Here is a 2063-nt window from a genome sequence, read left to right on the forward strand (position 1 = left end):
ACCTCGAGGGTGCGCGCTCCCGGCGTACCCCCAAGAATGATCTTGCGAAGCGCCGAGTTGTTGTCGGTCTTGAGCTCCGCCAGCTTCTTCTCCGGGTTGGCCAGCGTCTCGATGAAGTAGGTGCCGTTCGGCACGTCGGTGATGTCGAACGACTGGCCGGGCCGCGACTGCGAGTACGTGTCACCGTTGCCGACGTCCAGCACCTCGCGGACGGCCACCGCGGTGTTGCCACCACAGGAGGTCGAGAGATCGTTGTTGCCGGGCCGCCACTTGGCGTTCGGGATCGTGTAGTCGACCGCGTCGGTGTTGGCGAGGCAGAACGCCTCCTTGCCGGACTTCTCGACCCGCTTGCGGTCCGAGGCGAGCAGGTTGTACTGCGCGAAGTCGGTGAAGTGCCAGTGCATGTGGCCCTCGCGCGCGTCCCACTCCATCGTCCCGGCGTTCACCGAGCCGACCTCGTTGCCGTCGGCGTCGTAGAAGTACTGGTACGCGTCCATCAGCTCGGTCCCGGTGCGCCGGAAGCCGTCCACCATCAGCGGCGAGGTGCCCGCGTTCCACACCGTGGCGCCGAAGTTCACGTACGTCTTGCCGTCCTCCTCCGAGAGGTCGATGCCCCAGGCCGGCAGCGACCGCAGGTCGGGACGCGGCCCGGCCTTCGGCGCCTTGGCCATCGCCTTGGGCGCCTTCGCCGGCGGCCGGAACGTCGGGTCGATCTGCGAGATCTGCACGGTCTCGTCGCCCTGGCCGGCGTGCTCGCCGTGCTCGCCCCTCACGCCGACGGCGCCCTTGGGCAGCTCGTCACCGGCCGCGGCGGCCCGCATCAGCGCCTTGGCGCGGGCGGCGCCCTGCTCGTTGGCGTCCTCCCGGATCTCCTGCACCTTGAGGTTCAGCGAGACCGTGGCGTCGGCGTCCGGCACCTTCAGCCAGTTCTTGTACTTGTCGTTGAGCTTGATGCCGACCTGGAAGTCACCGACCGGCAGGTCGAAGTCCGGCTGCTCCCACGGGTCGTTGCCGCGCGGGAAGAACTCGATCGGCGAGTTGTAGCCGGCCTGCACGCCCCACACCGAGCCGAGCGTGAACGGGTTCCAGCCGGAGCAGTCCATCGGGTACGGCGTCGTGGCCGGAGCGTCCGGCCGGGTCCGCGTCGAGTTGTACGTGTTCGGGCACCAGTCGGTGGTGTACTCCTTCACCGTCTCGCCCGCGGCGTCCTTGATGGTGATCGTCGTGAAGTCCTGGAACCCGGCGAACGTGCTGAAGATCCCGTCGGGCAGCGGGACGCCCTGCTTCTTGCCGTTGCGGCCGGTGACCATCTGCTGGGCGACGATCGGCTGCGCGTAGTTCTTCCGCTTGGCCTGGATCTCGAACGCCTGCTTGCCGGCGATCAGGTTCACGCCCAGGTCGAGATCGAAGTAGCTGTAGTCCTCGGAGATGTACTTGGTGGCCGTCACGTTCGGGGTGACCGCCTTGAAGGCGAGAGCGGGCGGATCCTGCGCCGCGCCGGCGATGCCGTATCCCGCCGCGGACAGAGCCAGCGCGGTGGTGATCGAGCCGGCAACCAGCACTCGCGTGCGGTTCTTTCGAGTGGGCATGGGTCCCCTTCGATGCGTGGTGGAGGGGACATGAAAGCTGATCTTCTGTGAGGTGCGTGTGAGGAGATATGAGACTTACCTCAAAGCACCCCGCTGGAGGGCCGTGCCGATACGATCGCGGAAGTCGGGACAGCGCTGTCCGCCGTACGCCGTCGTGAAGGAGCGCTGAGGTGACCGACCAATCGGGCCAGATCGACCCCGAGGGCCCCGATGCGGCGCTCCGCGCCGACATCCGCCGGATCGGCAAGCTGCTCGGCCAGACCCTGGCCCGGCAGGAGGGCCCACCGCTGCTCGACTTGGTCGAGGAGATCCGCGCGCTGGTCCGGCAGGACGCCGAGGCCGCGGCCGACCGGCTCGCCGCGATGGACGTGACCACGGGAGCTTTTGCTATTTCTCTTGTTGTAGCTATCATTGTATTGTTACTTAAGTGGACATAATCTAGGATATAGTTAACGATTTTAAGTTTTTTTCCGC

At 66.4% G+C, this 2063-nt stretch carries 1 protein-coding gene and 2 pseudogenes; 1 reads left to right on the forward strand and 2 read right to left on the reverse strand.

Annotation, left to right across the window (positions count from 1 at the left end; translation table 11 throughout):
• Positions 1–1589: lysyl oxidase family protein (locus AB0M20_RS40200; RefSeq protein ID WP_364306404.1), on the reverse strand; the 1589-nt coding region annotated here is incomplete at its 3' end.
• Positions 1590–1759: 170 nt separating this feature from the next.
• Here AB0M20_RS40200 and AB0M20_RS40205 point away from each other — a divergent pair.
• Positions 1760–1969, forward strand: a pseudogene (locus AB0M20_RS40205) (phosphoenolpyruvate carboxylase); the annotation flags it as partial.
• A gap of 2 nt (positions 1970–1971) precedes the next feature.
• Here the strand turns inward: AB0M20_RS40205 and AB0M20_RS40210 are convergent.
• Positions 1972–2063, reverse strand: a pseudogene (locus AB0M20_RS40210) (replication/maintenance protein RepL); the annotation flags it as partial.

Origin of the sequence: Actinoplanes sp. NPDC051633, assembly GCF_040681735.1 — a bacterium.
In the GTDB taxonomy this organism is placed as follows: domain Bacteria; phylum Actinomycetota; class Actinomycetes; order Mycobacteriales; family Micromonosporaceae; genus Actinoplanes.